We start from the raw sequence: 17,001 nt of genomic DNA on the forward strand, positions 1-17,001 counted from the left end.
TTTTTAATCGCAGGGCGATAGCCTAGTATTTATTTTCTTAAACTTGCAACAAAATGGAGAATGCTCTTTGATAACATACTTCATATCTTAGGCTTAAAATTATTAATTTTTCAATTTTTATATATGAAAAAACGTTTGGTTGTATTAACAGGAGCTGCAAAAATATTGTTAGCAACTAAATTAACATTTAGAAATTAAGAGTATACATGTTTAACATATGTAAAGTTAAATTTTAGAATGAAGTTATTTTAAAAAGACAAGTTTCCTATTTCAATATAATCCTCTTGTTTATCTAATTTTACGATGATAGTTCGTCTCTTTTCTTTTTTCTTTCCATAATTTGTAAACATATTTACTTTTAAAATAGTTGGACCAGATATTTTTTGAACATTATCAGCATAATAATCAATCATAATTTTATACTTCCCTCTAATAGCATTCTTTAACATAAACTCTTCCGGTCCATAACCTTCTGTCATATCTGTTGACATTCTCCCTCCAATGGCTGTTTTTTGATTTTTGTAATATGCTTTTTCTCCATTTGGATCAATAACCCATAAATCAATATCTGTATCATTATGATTCCAATCAACAACTATACGGACATCTACTTGAATTGGTTTAAAAAACTTTTTCTGATGTTTACTTAACTTTAATTTATTTCCATACTTCGATACAATCCTTGTAAGCTCTACAAATACAACAGATTCTATACCGTCAAATCTTTCATTATCATCTTTAACTAAAAACTCTCCATTATAAATTTTATAAAGCAGATTAAAGCTATCTTGATAATTTCCAGCTAGTTCATATGCTAATGCTAAATCTCTATATGATTGAGGCTCTTCAGGTCTTAACTCTAATACTTTTTTATAAATTTCCTTTGCTAAGTCATATTCCTTAAAATACTCTAACTTATATGCCAATGCTTTTATAAGTTCATAATTATCTAGATCTATCTCTATTAAATTTGTCAGAATTCTAATTGCTAATGCTTTTTCTCCTTTTTGGTCAAAGAAATCAGCTACATCTATGTAAAACATCGGACTATTAGAATAATAATCTCTAATTTCTAAATACTTTTTATATGCAGATAAAACCGAAGCTTCTTTTTTAAGAATGTCTAAATATGGAGTTTTAGGATTCCATGCTTTTAACTCTATTCTTTCCTCTATCAACAAGTTTAATTTCTCTATTTCTTTTTTATTAGTTTCTTTTCCTTTTTTTGTTGTAAAAATTATAATCCCATTTCTTGCTTTTTCTCCATAAAGTTTTATTGCGTCAAAAGGTTTAATTACCTGCACAGCATCAATTTCTTTGGAATTTAATTTTTCAATAAAACTCTTTTTTACTGGAATTCCATCAACTATATACATTGGCTCATTTTGACTCAATGAACTGTTTCCTCTTATAGAAACTTTGATTGACTCCTCATTATCTTGAGAAATATTTACTCCTAAAGATTTACCTACTAAAGACTGAATAATATTACTATTTACTGATTTTGAGTCTCTTGCTATACCTAGTCCAGTAACAACTACTTCATCAAGAACATTATCTTCTTCGAGTTCTATATTTACAGTACTACCACTACTAATAATAACTTCTTTAGTTGAACATCCTACAAAAGAAAAAACTAAAACTTCATTCTCCTCCACATTAATAGCATAATTACCATCAAAATCAGTTTCAGTTCCTCGATTAGTTCCCTTTACTATTACACTCACTCCAGGTAAAACATCTGAAGAATCACTTACAGTACCAGTTACCACCTTTTTAGAATAATCAACATCTACTCTTGGGCTATCAGTATGACTTTCATTTCTACTGTTATTATTCATTACATTGGTAGTAGTAGTACTTTGACTAGTATCAGTATTTCTAACTCTTGAAGTTTGAGTTATTCTTTTTTTCTTCTGGTTCTTCCTAGGGTAAAGGTTGTACCAATCTGTAATATCCTTATATTGATTAAAAAGGTCTTCTTTTCTCCCTTCAATATTCTCTATAGATGAAATTTGATCTTCCTCTTTTTCTTTTAACAACTCTTTATATAGCGGTCTTAACTCTTTTGGTGGCTCTATACCATATCGCACATAATCTTCAATTCTATCTAAAATTAACATTGAAGTGTAATCTGTAATTAAATGATATTGCTTAGCTAAAGAAATAATTTCCTTTTTATTCTCTTCTTTTTCATTATTCAAATACTTCAACTTCTCTTTTGCCCAAAGTCTTTTAACCTGATTTGAAGCTAGAGAGTTCTCTAAATTAAGAGTTAATACTTTTGTAACCTTACCTTGATATCCGAACTCTAATTCAACTGAGGGACTTCCTTTAAACCGTCCTGTAATTACAAAATCACTTGTAACATTTGTTCTGCTTTTTGGATATACTTCATCTAGATTAGCATCGCTCTTAAAACCTAAAAACTGTAATACTTCTTGTTTTAATAGTCTATATCCTTCTTCACTATTAAGTTTCCCTAAGTTTATATATACTGCTCCTTGATCAGTGGCTATCTTATTTAATAAAAAATGATTAGCAGATCTTAATGAATTAATTGGATAAACTGTTTTCTTCTTAAACCCTTCTATAGTTCCTAAGTTAGTCAATCCATCAGAAAATAAAAGTATTTCATCTGAATTTAATTTTAAGGTACTTAGTATTTCTAAATTAGTTCCCCCATCATAAGTTTGAGATTGTATCTCTTTTCTAAGGTTATCCCATGTACCGTTAGTTATAACGAATTTCTCATCTTTATTTGTTGTATTATTAAAAGAGATAAATTCAACTTCTACATTTTGTATGTAGTTAAAGTATTTATTCAAAAGCTCTATTTCTTTATTTAAATTTTTATTTCTCATTGAAAAAGAAACATCCCAAAGAATACTTATCTTTTTAGGTTTTTCTTTATTTCTCGGTTTGTTTTTCAATGGAATCGAGCTATAAAAATAATCTCCATAGCTTAAAACATTTTCAGAGTTAGAAAGCTTTTTTAACTCTACTTTAATTGGTTTTTGAGGAGCTATATTCTTTTTAACTAAAGAAGCGCTCATTACACTTCCTTTCTTAATAAAATGTAAATCTTTAAAGAACTCGCTTTTTACAACAGGAGTTTTAGATATTCCATAAGTAAAAATATCTAAAGAAAAATTATCAACAACTTTCTTAATTCCTAAAGGAAGTTCATATACAAGTTTATCGTTAACAATAGAAAGCTTTTCTTCATACCTTAAAACTACTCTTTTATTTTTTTTAGGAAAAATTGGGTACACCCTTGCTTTATAATTGTTACCTGATGTTTTTTCTAAGAGTGCAGGATCAATATTTTGCCTAACAGTAGTTTCATAAGCAACTCGAGCTAATTCTTTTTCTACAACTACAGCTTCTCTTAACTTTCCATTTAAGTCCATCGCAAATTGATATACAGATTGTCCTTCTCCTAAAGGAAATATCAAATCCCCTTCTAGTGTTCTGTCTAAATCGTTATAAAACTCCATATCATATGTAGTAGTAGCAAAATCACCTGTAATATTTACTTCTACTTTTAGACTTGATAGTTTTAGTTCACTAGAATCTTTCAAAGTAATTTTTGGTGTACCTTGAGAAAAAAGACCAAGACTTGCCAACAAGACATTAATGAGTAATATTTTTTTCATAGTTAATGTTTTAAATTTTAGATAAAACTCAGCATTTATCTTGAAAAATAAAATTAGGAATGAGTGTAGCTCTCTTTTTAATGAGTAAAGTCGTTCAGATAGAAAAGGAAAGTGTTTCATAGCAATACAAATTTACCTAATTTTTATTCTCTATAGAAACATAAAAACTATTCTATAATAAAAATAAATCTAATACTTCTAAAATACCATAACTTCTCGCTATTAAACTCCAGTTATTTGATTAGTATATATTTCTAATAAAACCGTAAAATGACGAATAACATTATTTAACATTCTCTCAAATGTATCTTTCATATTTCTTCGTAAATAAAACCTTCTAAATAAGTTAATAGCCCTTCATCAATTATACAGTAAGTAGAATTTTATATTTTAGTTTTATGAAAAAACGTTTGGTTGTATTAACAGGAGCAGGAATCAGTGCCGAGAGTGGTTTAAAAACTTTTAGAGATGCTGACGGTTTATGGGAAGGTCATGACATTTATGAAGTGGCTTCTCCACAAGGTTTTCATGCAAACCCTGAATTGGTGTTGGATTTTTACAATCAACGTAGAAGACAATTATTAGAGGTTGTTCCCAACAAAGCGCATCACAACTTAGTTTCATTAGAAAATAATTTTGAGATTACGATCATTACTCAGAATGTAGATGATTTGCATGAACGCGCTGGAAGCAAAAATGTAATTCACTTACACGGTGAGCTATTAAAAGCTCGTAGTACTAAAAACAAATACCTGGTTTACAATTGGAATAAAGATATTTTTATAGGCGATGTGTGTGAAGAAAATGCACAATTGCGTCCACATATTGTTTGGTTTGGCGAGGATGTTCCTCTATTGGAAAAGGCTGCTGAAATTACCTTACAGGCTGATGTTTTAGCCATCATCGGAACGTCTATGCAAGTATATATCCCGCAGCTAGTTTAGTTAACTATACACAACCTAATACGCCTATTTATTTTATTGATCCAAAACCGGCTGTAAACAAAAACGCCTTCAATAACTTAACCATCATTGAAGACGTTGCCAGTACAGGTACTGATATGTTAATTAAAATGCTTCAATAAATTCAGCATGACAATTTGTTATGAATTTGAAGTTAATTTATCAAAATACTCGTACAATTCTCCTTTAGAAATGTTGCTTCCTTTTTCAATTAAATCAAAAATTTCAACATTTCTTTCTTCTTCATAAGCTTTTGAACCTCTTAAGAACTCAATGGCTTCATCGTTTGGATTTTTTAATAGCCACTCAAACCCTTCTTGTTCTAGTACGTTTACTTCTTTATCAATCGTTACCACAATACGATGTATCTCTTTTTCTTCACACTTAAATAGGTTAACTACTTTTGGTGAAAAGTGTTCTAAATATTCTGTTTTGGTGAGTACATCGTCCCACACTACATCGCTAAACACATTCATTTCATCTTCTGCCACCTGTGGTTTTTCTTTTTTTAGCTCATCCCATTCTTTTTTATCAATGTTTTGTGATGCCAAAAAGCGAGCAAATTCTTCATGCAAACCTTCAAACTGCTCTTTTGTAAGTTGTCTATATTTCAAACGTTTTAAGTTTTTTAATTAATTGATTTATTATAATTATAAAATTAAGAACGTTTGCAACCACTCGCTCCACTCGTTCTCTCATTAAGAATTTTAAAGAAAATCTTTTATAAAGAAATTTTTAAAATTTATTAATGTTCGTTTCATCTGGCAATTTTAGTAATAAATTAGGGTTAGGACAATTTTGTTTGTAAAAATCTAAAGTCTTTTTTGAAGATACTCCAGGATAATCTCCATAGTAATCTTCGATATCTATAATTAACTGAAAATGTAAATGTGGTGCATAGTCTCCATTTACAGAGCTATCTCCTAAAGCTCCTATTTTTTGTCCTTGACTGACTTTTGTTCCTACTTTTAAAGTATTTATCGACTCTAAAGATAAATGCCCATACAAAGAGAAAAACTCTTTACCTCTTATTTTATGTTTTAAAATTATGGTTGGCCCATAATCGCCATAATTGGTATTGTTTTTAAAACTATGGACTTCTCCCTCTAATGCGGCTAAAATATCAGTACCTGTATCGCACCATAAATCAATTCCTAAATGAATATTTCGTTGATCTTCTTCAGATAATTTATTAAAATGTTCGCTCCTACTATAAATATCTCTTACTTCTAAATAACCTCCAAATGCTACAGTTTTTTGATGTTTTGATAAAAAAACACTCAAATATTCTTTCCATTCCTTTGATGAAGAAACATCAAAAGTTAGTTCTTTGTTTGATGCAGCTATTGAAATTGGAATATATTCATTAAGAGCTATGCTAGTATCAACTACATGTAATGGCTTTTGAGATATGTTGCTTAAAAAATCTGTCATACATATTATTTATAAAAAAAGAGTAACCAAAGATAATTGATTACTCTTACATTTGTAAATTATGCAACTGATTCTACCTTGTTACTGTACCGCTAATTTCACTAACTGGTCCCGCTCCCATATCAAATGTTACATGATCATCGGCATCTGCAGGAACTCCATGAGCTAAAGGCTTCAATGTAAATGGATTTGGACTGTTATCAGGATCTGGTTCTACTGTAATAACAGCGGTTGTTCCTCTTAGGTCTGTTGGAAATGTTAACCCTGTGGGAGCATTCTCAATAAAGTCTTCTCCGGGAAAAGTAGGTCCATTATTGATGTCTCCTTTAAAATTTGTTGTTGCAGCATTATCATCTGCCATTGCTACATCCGTAAAGGTTCCTGTACTAATTGGCATTCCATTCATAACCACCCATCCTTCATATTTCCAACCTGCGGATAATGTTGGTAATGTTAATCCTGTAGCTGGAGTTCCACTGGCTAAATCTAAAAACCAAATACCACTTCTTTCATTGTTATTCATTCCATCCGTTGGCGTAGCTAAAATATATTTTCCTGCTGCATTTGAAAAATCTCCTACAATTCCTATAGAAGAAATATTGGCTAAATTTCCTGAAAAACCTCCTGCTAAAATTTTAGTGTTTGCTGGCGCAGGATCTGGATCATTGGCTGGTTCTATGCTCAACACAAATTTTAAAGCTGCTTCTAAACTACTTCTTTCAACAGAAAATGTAGTTTTAGATAAAATTCCTGAATCGTTTACACTAAAAGTACCTGTTGAAACTGGAGAGTCGTTTACAATTACCCAACCTTCATACACATAATCATCTCCTAAATTCTCTAAGCCGTTAATATTTAATGTTAAATTGGAATTTCTTGGAGTATTGTCATCATCATCACTACAAGCAGTAAAAGCCAACATGCTAATTACCGCTAAACTTAAAACTATTTTTTTCATTGTTTTTGTATTTTGAATTTTACAAAAACGAAGTTATTATTGATTTTTATTTTAAAATGTCAGCTAGCTAACACTTAGGCTATATTTTTACGTAATCTTAATTCTTTTCTGTTAAAATCAATAATATTATCCTGTTTTAACTCATTCATAATGGTATTTAAGGTTGGACGGGAAGTACCTATTAAAGTAGCAATATCTTTTTGAGTGTATGGATGCTTGACTACGTGATCACCATTTTCAGGGCATTTGTAACCATAGTCTTCACAAAGTTCTTTAAAAAATTCTAATAAACGAGTTTTGGTATCTTTAAACAATAGTAATTGAAGTCTTCTTTCTAATTTCTTTATTCGCAACCCTATAAACTTGTATATCTTAAAACTGATAGATACGTTATCTTGCATTAAGGTATACATCGTGTCTTTAGATACAGGGCAAACTACTGTAGTATTATCTATAGATTGTGCAAACTCATTTCGTTTTTCAATACCTAAAATAGCTTTTTCCCCAAATATTTCTCCTTTTCTCAGAATAGCTTTTATTATTTCTTCTCCATCCTCAGTATAATACCCAATTTTTACCTTTCCTTTATCAATCAAATAAATCTTGTTAGCCGCATCATCTTCAAAATAAATATAATCGCTCTTTTTGTAAGAGTTAAAAGTATGCGCCCCCTTATATTCTGAATATTTATGGGGACATAAAATTTTAAATAAGTTAACCTCTTCAAAACACCATAGTGCACTCATAGTTTCAGCCTTTGTTTTTTTAAGTCGAAACCTCTTAAATAACATTACAAAAAAGCCCTGATGTTTTATCAGGGCTTTTAGTTTTATAAAAAATGTATTGCTTATGAAACGTTTTGTTTTTTAATTAGATTTAAAGCTGATCCTTCTTTAAACCATTCAATTTGCCCTTTGTTATACGTATGGTTTGTAACAATCGTATCTTTTGAACCATCAGCATGAATCACTTCAATAGTTAATGGTTTACCTGGTGAAAATTGATTTAAATCTAAGAAGTTAAATGTATCATCTTCTTGAATTAAATCGTAATCTGCTTCATTGTTAAATGTTAACCCTAACATTCCTTGCTTTTTCAAGTTTGTTTCGTGGATACGTGCAAATGACTTTACTAATACTGCGGCAACTCCTAAATGACGTGGCTCCATTGCTGCATGCTCACGAGAAGAACCTTCACCATAATTGTGATCTCCCACTACTATCGTTTTAATTCCTTTTGCTTTGTATTCACGTTGTACTTTAGGTACTGCATCATACTCTCCTGTTAATTGGTTTTTCACGAAATTTGTTTTCATGTTAAAAGCATTTACCGCTCCAATTAAACAGTTATTCGAAATATTATCTAAGTGTCCACGGTAACGTAACCAAGGTCCTGCCATAGAAATATGGTCAGTCGTACATTTTCCGTGTGCTTTGATTAATAATTTAGCCCCTTCAATTGTATCTCCTAATGGAGTGAACGGAGTCAACAACTCTATACGCTCTGAATTAGGGTTTACGACTATTTCTACATGACTTCCGTCTTTCTCTGGTGCTAGGTATCCATTATCTTTAACTTCAAACCCTTTTGGTGGTAATTCCCATCCTGTTGGCTCATCAAACATTACCTCTTCTCCATTTTCATTGATTAATGAATCTGTCATCGGATTAAAGTCTAAACGTCCTGAAATTGCAATAGCAGCAGTTAATTCTGGTGAAGCAACAAAAGCATGTGTATTAGGGTTACCATCAGCTCTTTTAGCAAAGTTACGATTGAAAGAGTGAACGATACTATTCTTTGGTGCGTTTTTAGGATCACTATATCTAGCCCATTGTCCGATACATGGTCCACAAGCGTTGGTAAATATTTTAGCATCCAGTTTTTCAAAAAGATCCAAAATACCATCTCTTTCTGCAGTATATCTAACTTGTTCTGAACCTGGGTTAATGCCTAACTCAGACTTCATTTTTAATCCTTTATCAATTGCTTGTTGTGCTATTGAAGCTGCACGTGATAAATCTTCGTAAGAAGAATTTGTACAAGAACCTATTAATCCCCATTCTACTTGTAATGGCCAATTATTAGCTGTTGCCTTTTCTCCCATTTCTTTTCCTGCTGGTGTTGATAAATCTGGAGTAAAAGGTCCATTTAATAAAGGTCCTAATTCTGATAAGTTAATTTCAATAACTTGATCAAAATATTGTTCAGGATTTGCATATACTTCTGTATCTCCTGTTAAATACCCTTTAATTTCGTTTGCCGCATCTGCAACATCGCTTCTATCTGTAGCACGTAAATAACGTTCCATAGATTCATCATAGCCAAAGGTTGATGTGGTTGCTCCTATTTCAGCTCCCATATTACAAATGGTTCCTTTACCAGTACAAGACATTGCTGTTGCACCAGGTCCAAAATATTCTACAATTGCACCTGTTCCTCCTTTTACTGTAAGAATCTCAGCAACTTTTAAAATCACGTCTTTTGGTGCTGTCCATCCAGATAATTTACCTGTTAATTTTACACCTATTAATTTTGGAAACTTCAATTCCCAAGGCATACCTGCCATTACATCTACTGCATCAGCCCCTCCAACACCAATAGCGACCATTCCTAACCCTCCAGCATTTACTGTGTGAGAATCGGTACCAATCATCATTCCGCCTGGAAAAGCATAGTTTTCTAATACTACTTGATGGATAATCCCTGCTCCGGGTTTCCAGAAACCAATACCATACTTATTAGATACAGATTCTAGAAAGTTAAAAACTTCACTACTTACATCGTTTGCGTGTTTTAAATCAGTAGCAGCCCCATCTTTAGCTTGAATTAAATGATCACAATGCACAGTAGTAGGTACCGCTACTTTATCTTTTCCTGCTTGCATAAATTGTAACAATGCCATTTGTGCTGTTGCATCTTGACAAGCAATGCGGTCTGGTGCGAAGTCAACATAATCCTTTCCTCTTTCGAAAGCTTTCGTTGGGTTTCCATCCCAAAGATGTGTGTATAAAATTTTCTCTGCTAATGTTAAAGGTTTACCCGTAATTTTTCGAGCAGCATCTACTCGTTCAACTACTTTATTGTATACCTCTTTTATCATATTAATATCAAAAGCCATATATGTATTTTTTTGTTGCTCTACGAATTTACCAAAAAAAAATAGTATAAGAATGGAGTAGCTATATAATTATAACGAGTTTAAATAAATTTTTTCTATTGTTATATTCTTATTTTAAAATATGGTAAAAACAATAAAGCCCGAGTTTAAAAACTCGGGCTTTTATATTCTAGTAAGTAATTTTTATTTAACTATGAAATTACTAATTGCTTTTGAGATGGTTTAAACTTCGTTAAAACGATGCCATCAACAGCTTTTTCGTATTCTTCCATAGTAGGAGTTCTTCCTAAAATGGTAGACAATACCACTACAGGTGTAGATGATAATAAAGACTCTCCTTTTTTCTCTCCAGAATCTTTTACTACTCTTCCTTGAAATAAACGTGTTGATGTAGCCATTACTGTATCTCCTGGTTCAGCTTTTTCTTGGTTCCCCATACATAAGTTACATCCTGGGCGCTCTAAATACAACATATTTTCATACTTAGTACGTGCTAAACCTTTTGGAGCGTTATCATCAAACTCAAATCCTGAGTATTTTTGTAACACTTCCCAATCTCCTTCTGCTTTTAACTCATCAACAATATTATATGTTGGTGGTGCAACTACTAAAGGAGCATTGAACTCTATTTTACCTTGTTGCTCTTCAATATTTTTCAACATTTGTGCTAAAATCTTCATATCTCCTTTATGAACCATACAGGACCCTACGAAACCTAAATCTACTTTTTTAGTTCCTCCATAGAATGATAATGGTCTAATAGTATCGTGCGTATAACGTTTAGAAACATCCTCGTTATTTACATCAGGGTCAGCAATCATTGGCTCAGCAATTTCATCTAAATCGATAACTACCTCTGCATAATATTTAGCGTCTGCGTCAGGTTTTAATGCTGATTTAATTCCTGTTTTAACTTCTTGGATTCTAGTATTTGCCTTATCAATTAAACCTTTCAGTACTTGCCCTTCATTATCCATTCCTTTGTCAATCATGATCTGGATACGATCTCTGGCTATTTCTAACGATTCAATTAATGTTTCATCTTCTGAAATACAAATAGAAGCCTTCGCTTTCATTTCAGCAGTCCAGTCAGTAAATGTAAAGGCTTGATCAGCTGTTAATGTACCAATATGTACCTCAATAACTCTTCCTTGGAACACATTTTCTCCATCAAACTGCTTTAACATTTGTTGTTGCGTCGCATGTACTACATCACGGAAATCCATGAAGCTTCTCATATCTCCTTTAAATGTTACTTTAACAGATTGTGGAATTGGCATTGTTGCTTCACCTGTTGCTAAAGCTAATGCTACAGTACCAGAATCTGCTCCAAAAGCCACACCTTTAGACATACGGGTGTGTGAATCTCCACCAATAATAATATCCCAATCACTTACTGTAATATCATTTAATACTTTGTGAATTACATCAGTCATTGCAGGATATTGTCCTTTAGGGTCACGTCCTGTAATTAATCCAAAGTCATTCATAAACTTCATTAATCTTGGAATATTTGCTTTTGACTTATCATCCCATACAGAAGCCGTATGACAACCTGATTGGTATGCACCATCAACTATTGGTGAAATCACTGTAGCCGCCATCATTTCTAACTCCTGAGAAGTCATTAATCCTGTAGTGTCTTGAGAACCTACAATATTAACTTCTACACGAGCATCAGACCCAGCGTGTAATGTTTTTCCTGGAGTTGCTCCTACTGCATTTTTGTTAAATATTTTTTCAACAGCTGTTAACCCTTGTCCTTCAACAGAGATTTCTTTAGAAGTAGCATATACTTGAGGTACATCAATTCCTAACACTTTAGCTGCAAATGTTTGTAATTTCTTACCAAAAACAACAGCATAAGATCCTCCAGCTTTTATAAACTCCATTTTTTGTGGAGTTAATGCTGCTGAAATATCTTTTAATTCTTTTTCTCCGCTATATAATTTCTTAGTTTTTGTATTGATTGTAAGAACAGTTCCTGTTTCTACAGAATATTCTTGCTTTAAAACTGCCTCTCCATCTTCATCTACAACTGTGTTACCTTCAGCATCTTTTTGCTTAACCCAGTTTTTTAGATCGATACCGATACCACCTGTTACACCAACTGTAGTTAAAAAAATTGGAGAAATTCCGTTAGTACCTGCAATTACTGGTGCAATGTTGATAAATGGAACGTACGGACTTGATTCAACACCTGTCCATAAAGCCACGTTATTTACACCTGACATTCTTGAAGATCCAACTCCCATCGTCCCTTTTTCAGCTACTAACATCACTCGTTTGTCTGAATGTTGTTCTTTAAGTGCTAAAAGCTCTTTTTGCATATCTTTATTATGCTCAAAAATAGACTGTCCGTGTAATTCACGATCTGATCTTGAGTGTGCATCAGCACCTGGTGATAATAAATCTGTAGAAATGTCTCCAATTCCAGCAATGTAAGTAACTACCTTTATTTCCTCCTCTACTTCAGGAAGCTTTGTAAAAAACTCCGCTTGTGCATAGCTTTCTATAAGCTCTTTTGCTATTTCATTACCTGCTTTATAAGCTTCTTCTAAACGCTCTGTATCTGCTTCATATAAGAACACTTGTGTTTTTAAAACTTTTGCAGCTTCTTCAGCAATAGCATCATCATTACCTAACGCTAAATCAAGTAAAACTTCTATAGAAGCTCCTCCCTTCATGTGCCCTAATTGTTCTAAAGCAAAAGCAGGAGTTATTTCTTCTACTACAGATTCACCAAGAATAATCTCTTTTAAAAATTTAGCTTTTACAGCAGCAGCACTTGTTGTACCAGGTAAAACATTATAAATAAAGAAATTAAGAGAACCTTCTCTGTGAGGATTGTTTACATCTTTAATTTGTGAGATGATTTCTGTTAACAATTCACTTCCATCAATTGGCTTAGGGTGAAGCCCTTGCCCTTTTCTTACTTCAATCTCCTTTAGGTAATCTGAGTATGTGTTCATAAAAAGTTTTGTTTTTAAATATTTAAAGGAAATAGTAAAAATTACTATATATTAAAGCTCATTTTTTTACAGCTTTATCCTGTTATTTTTTGCTTAGCAAAAGTAACATTTTAACCTTAATTTAAAAAATAAACAACAAAACAGCCAAAAAAGCGTATTAATTAAATTTTAAAAGCCTCTTTTTAAAAATATCTCAAAAAAACAAGTAAAAAATCATCTAATAATTATCAAATTGACAATTTACCATTTTTAAGAGATCATAAAAAAATGGTAAAATGATTCTAAATAGGAAAAAAAGCAGACCCATAAGCTGGATTCTGTTCCTTATAAAATAAGGCTCTTATCATTTATCTAGTTCTGAAATTACTCTCAGAATCAATCTGCCTACCCCTTAGAATCGCGCGAGTAGCGCTCGAGCTCTAATGTACATGGCATTGCACCGCATAGAGTTTACCTGGTTTCACTACAGCATTACCTGTACATTCTTTCTGTTGCACTTGTCCTCAGTTTACACTGGACGGATGTTATCCGCTATGCTACTCTACGGTGTCCAGACTTTCCTACTTACATTTTATTGCAAGTCGATAAGATAGGTCTGCTATTATATTATTGTTAAATAGAAGTTCGCACCTCTACTCATAAAAAAACCCACTCAAAAGAATTGAGTGGGAAAATTGCTATGAAAAAGAAAAAGTGTCTAGAACGTCTCCTAGACACTGCAAATATATAACTGTTTTTCGTTTAAAAAAAATTTTATTTAAAAAAAATTATCTTTTTTAAGAAATTTTTAAGAAAACATATCTTTTACTTTCTCGAAGAAAGATTTGTCTGATTTCTGCGGGTTTGGGCTAAAGTTCTCATCCTCTTGCATTTCCTCAAAAAACTTACGTTGATCTTTGGTTAATTCTTGTGGTGTCCACACATTTATATGAATTAAGAAATCTCCATGTCCGTAACGTTCAATACTAGGTAATCCTTTTCCTTTTAAACGTAAAATTTTACCTGATTGCGTTCCTGGTTCAATCTTAATCTTTACTTTTCCTGTAACTGTCTCTACTTCTTTTGATATTCCTAAAACTGCTTCTGAAAAATTAATGTATAAATCGTAGTGAATATTACTTCCTTCACGTTTTAAGTTTTCGTGTGGTACTTCTTCAATCAGCACTAATAAATCTCCTGGGATAGAGTTTTTACCCGGAGCTTCATTTCCTTTACCACCTACTTTTAATTGTACCCCTTCAGTTACACCTTCTGGAATATTAATAGAAACAGTTTCTTCTTTTACGACCATTCCTTGTGCATCGGCTCCACTTGGCTTTTTGTCTAGCATCTCTCCTGCACCATGACAAGTACTACAAGTAGTAGCTGTTTGCATTCTACCTAAAATAGTATTGGTTACACGCATTTGCTGTCCGCTACCATTACATGTTGAACATGTTTTATAGGTTACTCCTTCGGCTTGAACTTTTCTGCGAACTTTTACCTTCTTTTCAACTCCTTTGGCAATATCTTCTAAGGTTAGTTTTACCCGAATACGTAAGTTACTACCTTTTACTCGTGCTTGACGGTGACCTCCACCACCAAAACCACCGAAGCCGCCTCCAAAAGCTCCTCCGAATATATCTCCAAACTGGCTAAATATGTCATCCATATTCATACCGCCTCCTCCGAAGCCTCCATGACCTCCTTCAAAAGCAGCATGACCATACTGATCATAACGAGCTTTCTTATTTTCGTCACTTAATATCTCATAAGCTTCAGCTGCTAATTTAAATTTCTCTTCAGCTTCTTTATCATCTGGGTTTTTATCTGGATGGTGCTTAATTGCCATCTTACGATAAGCCTTTTTGATCTCAGCTTGTGATGCCGATTTTGATATTCCTAATATTTCGTAATAATCTTGTTTTGCCATAACTTTCAATGTTCAATTATCAGTAAACAGTTATCGTAACTACTAATAATAATTGTATTAATGATAATTGTTTTACACTTGCCCCATTACTACTTTAGGGTGACGAATAATTTTATCTCCTAACTTATATCCTTTCTCTACACAATCAATAATTTTTCCTTTTAAATCATCTGTAGGTGCTGGTATTTGTGTTATTGCATCATGAACTTCTGCATCGAAATCATCTCCAGCCTTTACTTCTATTTCTGTTAATCCTTTTTGAGTTAAAGTACTTTTAAACTTATTATTAATAAGCTCTATTCCTGTTAACACTTCAGAATCTTCTGATTTTTTAATTTCTGCCAAAGCTCTATCAAAATCATCCATTATTGGCAGTAAAGCTGTCATTAATTCCTGACTTGCTGTTTTAAAAAGTTCAATACGTTCTTTTGAAGTACGTTTTTTATAGTTTTCAAACTCTGCGAATAATCGTAAATATTTATCCTTCTCAGCTTGAATTAACTCTTCTGTTGTTGGTTCTCCCTTAGCTTCTACCTCTTTATTTTCTTGAGCTTCTTCTTGATTCTCTCCTAAATCGCCATTTTTAGTAGCGTCGTTAATTTCGTCTTCTTTTGTATATTGATCTTTACTCATTGTAAATCGTTTCATGTATTTAACACCTTTTGATTAACAAGAATACTGCCAATAAAAAATTTATGTCATAATGACACTGCAAATATTACTAAGTAAAAACAACTTATAATATTAAGGCACAAAAAAAGCATTTTATATTTTGTTCAAAGATCTCAAAATTATATATTTAAGAAATTTTATTAATTAATTTATAACACAAAAAGTCCCTCATTATGAAACAGAATTTTTTAAACATTTCAGGAGTTACAATTCTTTCAAAAAACCAACAAAAAAACCTAACTGGTGGTGCTGCAATCGATCTTAATAAATGTGGATGCGATTGCTCTGGTAGCGTAACAGGACCTATTTATTGTCATCAATATTTTGCTTGTACGCAAGAATATACTTGTCAAGAAGAAATGTAAAAGTTAAGAAATAAAAAAAGCTGTTATGAATTCATAACAGCTTTTTTTATTTTTACTTAACTAGTTTCGTAAAGCCTTAACTTCCTTTGCTTTTTGAGGCACAATAAATTCTGCTTCTTTAATAAATTTAATATTAGATAGTTTTACTTCTCCTATTACTTTTTCGTAACCTTTTTTTAATGACCACATATGAAACGTCCAATTAGTAGCAATAGGAATAGAATTAACTAACTTAACTTTATTGTACTTAATAGCGTGAGGTTCTTTTTCTGCTTTGTCTTTTCCTTTACCAAAAGTAACAATATACGCTGCTCCATCTAACATATTTGTTTCTGTATTTCTATATACAATATACCAATCGTCTGGTGCATCACCTGTTCCTGACTTAAAAGTTAACTTCCCTGTATCAAATTCTTTGGCACCCCATTTGTTTTTATCAAAATTAGACCAAATAGTTCCTTGGTCGTTTAATTTATATGGTAAACCTAAAAAATATGACCATGTAAAAATATCAAAACGAGCGTCCCCCATATCTTTTTCTTTTATTCCTAGTGAATACACTTCTTTTCCATCAAAAATAATAAGCGTCCCATCTTGTTTTTCTATTTTTATTTTTCCTCCTCCAGTTTCTTGAGTTATTTCTCCTTTTAGACGTTGTTTTCCTCCAAATGTTATATCAATAGTATATTTAAGATACTTTTGACTCATAAAAGCTTCTTTTTTATGTGCCTCTTCTATTGAAGATGTAAAAGTTTGAGATTTTTCTTGGGCTGTAAAAATTGTTACTTGAAATAATAAGATAGCAAGTACTATTTTTTTTATCATAATGATTGATTTAAGTTAGGTCGCTTAGTCGATGAGGACATTCTTTAATTACATTTTTTTTAAAAAATCCTCAAAAAAAATCCCGAGTCAAATTAACTCAGGATTTTTGTTCTTTATATAATTA

The 17,001-nt window shown here is 32.0% G+C and carries 11 protein-coding genes, 1 other RNA gene and 1 pseudogene; 2 read left to right on the forward strand and 11 right to left on the reverse strand.

The window, feature by feature from the left end; translation table 11 throughout:
* Positions 1-248: 248 nt before the first annotated feature.
* Positions 249-3,659 (reverse strand): VIT domain-containing protein, encoded by a 3,411-nt coding sequence (locus ACQYZ7_RS13440; RefSeq protein WP_430730242.1) that lies wholly within the window; start codon positions 3,657-3,659, stop codon positions 249-251.
* A 398-nt stretch (positions 3,660-4,057) separates the two neighbouring features.
* Between ACQYZ7_RS13440 and ACQYZ7_RS13445 the strand changes: the two are divergent.
* Positions 4,058-4,743: pseudogene (locus tag ACQYZ7_RS13445) on the forward strand (SIR2 family NAD-dependent protein deacylase).
* Positions 4,744-4,761: 18 nt separating this feature from the next.
* On the opposite strand, the gene ACQYZ7_RS13450 reads toward ACQYZ7_RS13445, so the two are convergent.
* The 9 genes from ACQYZ7_RS13450 to ACQYZ7_RS13490 form a co-directional block, all read right to left on the reverse strand.
* Complete coding sequence (locus ACQYZ7_RS13450; RefSeq protein WP_430730243.1) at positions 4,762-5,235, reverse strand: DUF6495 family protein; 474 nt, start codon at positions 5,233-5,235, stop codon at positions 4,762-4,764.
* A gap of 121 nt (positions 5,236-5,356) precedes the next feature.
* Positions 5,357-6,055: a peptidoglycan DD-metalloendopeptidase family protein gene (locus ACQYZ7_RS13455; RefSeq protein WP_430730244.1), complete on the reverse strand. Its 699-nt coding sequence runs from the start codon at positions 6,053-6,055 to the stop codon at positions 5,357-5,359.
* A gap of 73 nt (positions 6,056-6,128) precedes the next feature.
* A complete protein-coding gene (locus ACQYZ7_RS13460; protein ID WP_430730245.1) occupies positions 6,129-7,013 on the reverse strand; it encodes a hypothetical protein in 885 nt (294 codons plus the stop codon).
* Between the two features lie 74 nt (positions 7,014-7,087).
* Entirely contained in the window at positions 7,088-7,759 is a 672-nt protein-coding gene (locus ACQYZ7_RS13465; protein WP_430730246.1) for a Crp/Fnr family transcriptional regulator, read from the reverse strand.
* Between the two features lie 101 nt (positions 7,760-7,860).
* Positions 7,861-10,131 carry an aconitate hydratase gene (locus tag ACQYZ7_RS13470; protein WP_430730247.1) on the reverse strand — a complete coding sequence of 757 codons (2,271 nt, stop codon included), beginning with the start codon at positions 10,129-10,131 and terminating at the stop codon, positions 7,861-7,863.
* Positions 10,132-10,322: 191 nt separating this feature from the next.
* Positions 10,323-13,103, reverse strand: a complete 2,781-nt coding sequence (locus ACQYZ7_RS13475) for a bifunctional aconitate hydratase 2/2-methylisocitrate dehydratase (protein WP_430730248.1) — start codon at positions 13,101-13,103, stop codon at positions 10,323-10,325.
* Positions 13,104-13,393: 290 nt separating this feature from the next.
* Positions 13,394-13,705, reverse strand: an RNA gene (gene rnpB / locus ACQYZ7_RS13480) — RNase P RNA component class A.
* A gap of 185 nt (positions 13,706-13,890) precedes the next feature.
* Complete coding sequence (gene dnaJ, locus ACQYZ7_RS13485) at positions 13,891-15,015, reverse strand: molecular chaperone DnaJ (RefSeq protein WP_430730249.1); 1,125 nt, start codon at positions 15,013-15,015, stop codon at positions 13,891-13,893.
* A gap of 72 nt (positions 15,016-15,087) precedes the next feature.
* A complete protein-coding gene (locus ACQYZ7_RS13490) occupies positions 15,088-15,663 on the reverse strand; it encodes a nucleotide exchange factor GrpE (protein WP_430730250.1) in 576 nt (191 codons plus the stop codon).
* A 197-nt stretch (positions 15,664-15,860) separates the two neighbouring features.
* On the opposite strand from ACQYZ7_RS13490, the gene ACQYZ7_RS13495 reads away from it, so the two are divergent.
* Positions 15,861-16,052, forward strand: a complete 192-nt coding sequence (locus ACQYZ7_RS13495; RefSeq protein WP_430730251.1) for a hypothetical protein — start codon at positions 15,861-15,863, stop codon at positions 16,050-16,052.
* Positions 16,053-16,112: 60 nt separating this feature from the next.
* Here ACQYZ7_RS13495 and ACQYZ7_RS13500 read toward each other — a convergent pair whose 3' ends face one another.
* The gene (locus tag ACQYZ7_RS13500) at positions 16,113-16,877 is read right to left on the reverse strand and encodes a DUF6503 family protein (RefSeq protein WP_430730252.1); all 765 of its coding nucleotides are present in this window, start codon (positions 16,875-16,877) and stop codon (positions 16,113-16,115) included.
* Positions 16,878-17,001 lie beyond the last annotated feature (124 nt).

Origin of the sequence: Tenacibaculum sp. SDUM215027 (genome assembly GCF_050566205.1) — a bacterium.
Classification (GTDB): Bacteria; Bacteroidota; Bacteroidia; order Flavobacteriales; family Flavobacteriaceae; genus Polaribacter.

What these genes read in the sequence shown, in the direction of transcription:
- ACQYZ7_RS13440 (WP_430730242.1), bottom strand. Translation starts at nt 3,659, where the DNA reads ATGAAAAAAATATTACTCATTAATGTCTTGTTGGCAAGTCTTGGTCTT.
- ACQYZ7_RS13455 (WP_430730244.1), bottom strand. Translation starts at nt 6,055, where the DNA reads ATGACAGATTTTTTAAGCAACATATCTCAAAAGCCATTACATGTAGTT.
- ACQYZ7_RS13460 (WP_430730245.1), bottom strand. Translation starts at nt 7,013, where the DNA reads ATGAAAAAAATAGTTTTAAGTTTAGCGGTAATTAGCATGTTGGCTTTT.
- ACQYZ7_RS13465 (WP_430730246.1), bottom strand. Translation starts at nt 7,759, where the DNA reads ATGAGTGCACTATGGTGTTTTGAAGAGGTTAACTTATTTAAAATTTTA.
- ACQYZ7_RS13470 (WP_430730247.1), bottom strand. Translation starts at nt 10,131, where the DNA reads ATGGCTTTTGATATTAATATGATAAAAGAGGTATACAATAAAGTAGTT.
- ACQYZ7_RS13475 (WP_430730248.1), bottom strand. Translation starts at nt 13,103, where the DNA reads ATGAACACATACTCAGATTACCTAAAGGAGATTGAAGTAAGAAAAGGG.
- dnaJ (WP_430730249.1), bottom strand. Translation starts at nt 15,015, where the DNA reads ATGGCAAAACAAGATTATTACGAAATATTAGGAATATCAAAATCGGCA.
- ACQYZ7_RS13490 (WP_430730250.1), bottom strand. Translation starts at nt 15,663, where the DNA reads ATGAAACGATTTACAATGAGTAAAGATCAATATACAAAAGAAGACGAA.
- ACQYZ7_RS13495 (WP_430730251.1), top strand. Translation starts at nt 15,861, where the DNA reads ATGAAACAGAATTTTTTAAACATTTCAGGAGTTACAATTCTTTCAAAA.
- ACQYZ7_RS13500 (WP_430730252.1), bottom strand. Translation starts at nt 16,877, where the DNA reads ATGATAAAAAAAATAGTACTTGCTATCTTATTATTTCAAGTAACAATT.